The sequence below is a fragment of the Flavobacterium psychroterrae genome (assembly GCF_018380615.1).
GTDB lineage: Bacteria > Bacteroidota > Bacteroidia > Flavobacteriales > Flavobacteriaceae > Flavobacterium > Flavobacterium psychroterrae.
Genome location: NZ_JAGYVZ010000027.1, coordinates 21973 through 28308, shown reverse-complemented (window position 1 = coordinate 28308; position 6336 = coordinate 21973). Strand labels below are relative to the sequence as shown.

Genomic DNA, 6336 nt, shown 5'->3' with positions numbered 1-6336 from the left:
CTCGCAGATTTAAATTGATTTAAGCAGATTCTGCAGATTTATTTATTCTAATACATCAAAATTAAATCTGCTTTAATCTGTAAAATCTGCGTGAAACTTTTTTTAATCATTTTAATCTTCTAATCTGTGGCTAAATTTTTTCTCACGCAGATTTAAATTGATTTAAGCAGATTCTGCAGATTTATTTATTCTAATACATCAAAATTAAATCTGCTTTAATCTGTAAAATCTGCGTGAAACTTTTTTTAATCATTTTAATCTTCTAATCTGTGGCTAAATTTTTTCTCACGCAGATTTAAATTGATTTAAGCAGATTCTGCAAATTTATTTATTCTAATACATCAAAATTAAATCTGCTTTAATCTGTAAAATCTGCGTGAAACTTTTTTTTTATCATTTTAATCTTCTAATCTGTGGCTAAATTTTTTCTCGCAGATTTTGCAGATCTGGCAGATTTTTTTCTTTTGCCCCGGATTAAAAGATTTTTAATTTCTAATTTCTAATTCACATAAAAATATGTCAGCCTTCCACGACTAACCAACACGGAAGACTGACATTCATCAATTTAGTACCCAGGATTTTGTACCAAATTTTTATTTGTGGTTAAAACTGTACTCGGAATTGGGAAAATCGCTCTGTATTTCTCCGTTGCTCCTTTTTCCCACCACGGCAGAAAATAGGTTCCAAAACGGATATTATCAGTTCTTCTTCTTCCTTCAAAAGTAAATTCCTTCAACAATTCTTTATCAATAAAATTAAGGTCAATTGTTGTTGGCATTTCTTCTCCGGCACGCGCTGTAATTTGCTGAATAAATGGTTTAGCCAAATCTGCAGATCCTAAACGAACGTAACATTCGGCTTGCATCATCAGGATTTCGGCATAACGAATCAATACAAAATCGTGATCACGTTCCCATTGTTCTCCGGCTTTCATTTCGTATTTTCCTAAACGAACTCCTTGATTTTCTTTGGCATCAGCCACACTTGTAACTGCTTCTGTGTAAGTTAGCGGTTCTCCGTTATCCATAATAATAACCTGACCTGTGGCAACATTAATCTGATCGCCGGCAACCATACATTTTCTTCTTTTATCTGTTTCTGCAAAAGCCGAATAAACACCCGGTTGTGCACACATTCCGTTTGCACTCCACGGATAATCATTTCCTGTTGCCGAAATTGTCAATTTATGAAGGTAATGACATGACATTGAGTTCATATAATTACCAACTGTTCCTGCTTTTGAATCGTAAGGAATTGCGAAAATAATCTCTGGTGACTTTTGATTTTCTGTTGCGAAATTGGCAAAGAAATCAGGCGTTAAAGTATATCCAGTCACTTTCTGACACATATTAATACAATCCTGCCAACGAGCTGTTCCTATAAAAGCTTCTGAATTAAGATATAATCTCGCTAATAATGAATAGGCTACGTTTTTTGTCAATTTTGAATACACAACATTTGATGTCAAATGCGGAATCGCGTCAAGTAATTCTTTCTCCACAAAATCATACACTTGTTTTCTGGTAGAATTGGATGGCAAAGAGGTATCTTCAAAATTTACTACGATTGGCACATTCCCAAAAGCGTCTAAAAGATTGTAGTAATAATACGCTCTCAATGATTTTAATTCGGCATAAATGGGTGCTTTTGCCGCATCTGTCAATGCTGATTTATCCACTTGATAAAGGATCGAATTAATCTTGGCAATTCCGGTATAATTGTAACGCCAGGACGAAAGAATCAAACGATTATCTGCTTTCCATGTATGTTTTTGTACATCCTGATATTGACCGCCGTCGTACCAGTTTGTTCCTCTTGTTGGGATTGTAGCTTCATCTGAAGCCGTTTCATTCAAAAAGAAAACATACTCACTCGTTGGATAATTATTTGAGATTCCGTCAGCAAATCCTCTTAATGATGAATACGCTCCGCCAACTAATGCATCAACTTCTTTTGGAGTATTTCCAAAATTTCCATCTTCAACTTTATCATATAAATCTTCATTTAAATTGGTACATGATATCGTAAAAAGCATGCTAACTAATAGTGCTGCAGTTATTTTGATTTTCATTTTATATATTTTTGAGTTAATCGCTTAGTTATTCAGCGTAAAATTTAATCCTACAGAAATCGTTGTTGGACGAGGATAATTATTATATCTGTCAATTCCCGGAGCTGCTAATCCTGTTTCATCCATTTTTCCTGATGCATCCATTCCGTTCTGCGCATTTAAACCAATTTCAGGATCTACGCCTTTGTACTTTGTAAATACAGCAAGATTTTCTCCCATAAGATATATTCTAAGTTTAGAACTTTTGTATTTTAAAGGCAAAGTATATCCTACTGAAACCGTTTGAAGCCTGAAGAAAGAAGCATCTTCAATCCAGTAATCTGAATATTTAGGTGCAGATGTGATACCGCTGTTCAGGAAATCATCCGGAACATTAAAAGTGGGTAATCTGTTAGGATCATTCAACATCATGTTGGTTGCGTTTAATGCTTTTTGACCAAACATTCCGTATCCTGTAACACCTAAATCAAAATTTTCGTAAGTAAAGTTCATTCCGATACCCATCGTTAAATCAGGCTGAATATTTCCTAAATCTCTTTTATCAGCATCTACTAAAGCACTTTCTGCCACTACACTTCCGGCTGCATTATAGTACTGAATTTTACCATTTTCATCAAGTCCTGCATTTTTGAATCCCCAGAAAGTTCCAACTGGATAACCCTCAGCAATAATTTGAGAATATTGTCCTGACATTCCTGCTAATCCGTGAAGAGATCCGCTGTAAATAACATCGGTTTTATAAGTAGGATTTGATAATTTTTCTATTTTTTGAATGTTGTGTCCTAAAGTTAAATTGGCATTCCAGGAAAATTTATCGCCTTTTACAATATCAGCATTCAAAGTAAGTTCAACTCCTTTGTTTGACATTTCACCCACATTTGCTAACATTGTTCCCACTAAATAAGGCGGTTGAGGAACTTCATAAGTATATAATAAATCATCGGTATTTTTTACGTAATATTCAAATGAACCTGTAATTCTGTTGAACAAACTAAAATCCAAACCAACATTTAATTGTCTTGTTGATTCCCATTTTAAGTCAGGATTTGGGTTTTGTTTTGGCGAATATGCCAAACTCCACGTTCCGGTTGCAGGATCGTAATAACTATCGTTTCCAACTCCTAAAATCGAAAGTGATTTGTATTCACCAATTCCGTCCTGATTACCAGTAACTCCGTAACCCACTCTCACTTTAAGATTGTCTAACCATCCTTTTGTAGAACTCATAAATTCTTCGCTTGACACTTTCCATGCTGCAGAAGCTGATGGGAATGTTCCCCATTTATTGTTTTCTCCAAAACGGCTTGAACCATCTCGTCTCACTGTTCCAGTCAGCAAATATTTGCCATCATAAGCATAATTTGCACGTGCATAAAACGAAACTAAATTTGATTTTCCTTTATATGAATACACATCGCCTAAACGATAATTGTAACCCGCACCAAGATTGTTATAACTAAAAGCATCGGTCACAAAACCACTTCGTTGTGCGCCAAAACCTTCATAGATATTTTCTAAATACGAATATCCTGCAAGTGCGCCAATAGTATGTTTGTCAATCACTTTATTATAATTCACATAAAGTTCGCCTTGAGCATTTGCGTATTCTGCATAGGTTCTTTGAGCATAACCGTTTTCAGTTATTCCTTCCATAACCGCATAACTTGGTTTGTAAGTGGCTCCTTTTACCGCATTATGTTCATAAGATATATTCGCAACCGCAAGAAAATCTTTTGCAAATTTTATTTCGGTTTTAAAATAGCCTAATAATCTGTGTCTTTCGTTATCAACCGTTCTGTTCGTTAAAATTTCAACCGGATTTTCGTAAATATTTCCTGCTACCGAAGAGAAATTTCCGTTAACATCATAAACCGGAATCGTTGGATTTAAATTATACGAACGTTCAAAAATTCTATAATCCATTGGATGCCATTTGTCAACATTGGCAAATAAACCCATGTCAAATTTCACCTCCTTATTATCTCCAAGATATTGATATGCGTTAATGTTTCCGCTCAATCTTTCAAGTCCTGTTTTTTTGATCACACCTTCATTATTTAAGTACGAAAGTGACGTTCTAAAACCGCTGTCAGCTTTTCCTGAATTAATGCTTAAAGTATGCGATTGCGAAATAGCCGTTTGCTGTAACGCTTTTTGCCAGTTTGTATTTCCGCCGTAATCAACAGCATCGCCGTTTCCTGTACTTCGAACGTAACCTCTCCATTGATTTGCTGACAAAAGATCTAAATTATCCGTTACATAACCCACGCTTGATAAACCGCTGTAGGTAACCGAAACTCCTTTTGTACCGGATTTTGTTGTGATAATAATAACTCCGTTTGCTCCTCTTGATCCGTATATGGCTGTCGCCGAAGCATCTTTAAGAACGTCAACAGATTTAATATCAGATGGCTGAACGATATTGATATCAACTCCCGCAATTCCGTCAACTACAATCAGCGGACTATTACTTGCGGTTAAGGATGTTCCTCCGCGCAAGCGAATTGTAGACCCCGCAGCCGGATCTCCAGACGGACGAATGATATTTAATCCCGCTACTTTTCCTTGTAAAACCTGTTCTGTCGAGGAAATTGTTCCTTTTACTAAATCATCTGATTTTAAACTCGAAATCGCTCCCGTTAAATCAGATTTTTTTTGCGTTCCGTATCCTACAGAAACTACCTGAACCTCAGCAAGCATATAACCATCGTTTTGTAAACGAACGTCTAAATTAGGTTTTGTTGCTGCCGTAATCTGAACTTTTTGAGTGGTTGAACCAATGAACGAAACTTCAATAGAACCTCCTACGGCTACCGATAAAGTAAATTTTCCGTCAAAATCTGTCGTTGTTGCATTTCTCGTTCCTGATTCAAGAACCGTAGCTCCCGGCAATACACTTCCTGTATTATCATAAACGGTACCTGATACCTGCTTTTTTTCCTGCGCAAACATTCCTGCCGAAAGAAAAAGCATGAAAATCATGAATACCACATTTTTAGTAGTCCACATGTGATGCAGGACTATTTTTTTATTTTTACTATTCATATGTAGTTATTTATTGTTTTTTTATCGGTCATATGTAATTCGCATAGTCATTATTGGTTATGACCAAATTTTAGATTATGCCCATTCCATTAGAATTGATATTAATTTGATAATGAATTATTTGTCTAAAGTTTTAAGTGGAATCGTAGTATCCGAAATCGTTTTGTCTTTATTGTCTTTGACCAAAACATGAATTTCATTTAAATTCGGAATCCCATTAAGTTCTGAAACCAAGTTGACAAATCCTTTTATCTCTGCCGTTCCACCAGAAAACTCACCCGAAATTACTTTGCTTCCGGCTGTAATCGTGTAAAGCAATTTATTCACGCCCGATTCGTTATTTTTTCTGGACATTCCAAGAAAATCCTTCTGACTAATCTGCAAAGGGAAAAATGCAAAAACCGGCGGCGGTGGCGGTACAAAAGCGCCAGCGTATAAAACCTGATCCGGAGTTGTACCTGCCCAATCATCTTTTACCATCAGGAAAACTAAATTTTTCATCTCGTAACCGTCCGGAGTATTGTAATAATCCTTTGGAACCAAATCCATTTTGTAAAAACCGTTTCCTAAATCTTTTAATTTAGTTTTTGCAGCAATTTCCGGCAGCCATGATTGGTATTCTTGTTTAACATCCCAATCGTTCAGTCCGCTATGCATGTGAACACTTGTTGCGCCGGCAAATCCCGGAGCTAAATTGGCATCAAACAAAATACTTACCCCTTTATCAATGGTTGGTTTAGTGGGATAAGCCCTGATCAGCTCGTTCGCTGTGTAAAATGAGGAAAAATCAGTGTATGCAATGTTTGCCACTTCACTTTGTTTCGATCCGGTTTTGTTTTTTAAACGAAGCCAAAATCCGTCACTCGCTGTGATTTCTGCCACAGTTTTAGAAAAATATTCGGTTGGAGTTAAAGTAAAACTCCAGATTTTATCTTTTACGTGCGTTAGTTTGGCAAAGTCAGATGAGTTTTCCCAATGTCCCGCATCCGGTTCTGATGGAGACCAGATCCAGATATAAAGATCTTCGTTTTCAGCAAATGTTGTGGCAGACATATCAAAATACCACGTCACTTTTTCATCGTATTTGTACACTACAGGAAACGATGAGATAGCGCCCACAGCTCCCGCCATTTCTTGTGCCTGCATAAAGTTAGGAGCCATAAAAATGACCAATAAAACTGTATATATAAATTTTTTCATGTGTATATCATATTTGTTAT

General features: G+C 36.1%; 3 protein-coding genes. All 3 read right to left on the bottom strand.

Features of this window, described 5'->3' with window-relative positions; genetic code table 11:
* Positions 1-565: 565 nt before the first annotated feature.
* On the bottom strand, positions 566-2071 hold the full coding sequence (locus KHA90_RS21215; RefSeq protein WP_213306212.1) for a RagB/SusD family nutrient uptake outer membrane protein: 1506 nt from the start codon (positions 2069-2071) through the stop codon (positions 566-568).
* A gap of 24 nt (positions 2072-2095) precedes the next feature.
* Positions 2096-5116, bottom strand: a complete 3021-nt coding sequence (locus tag KHA90_RS21210; protein WP_213306196.1) for a SusC/RagA family TonB-linked outer membrane protein — start codon at positions 5114-5116, stop codon at positions 2096-2098.
* Between the two features lie 117 nt (positions 5117-5233).
* The gene (locus tag KHA90_RS21205) at positions 5234-6316 is read right to left on the bottom strand and encodes a hypothetical protein (protein WP_213306193.1); all 1083 of its coding nucleotides are present in this window, start codon (positions 6314-6316) and stop codon (positions 5234-5236) included.
* Positions 6317-6336 lie beyond the last annotated feature (20 nt).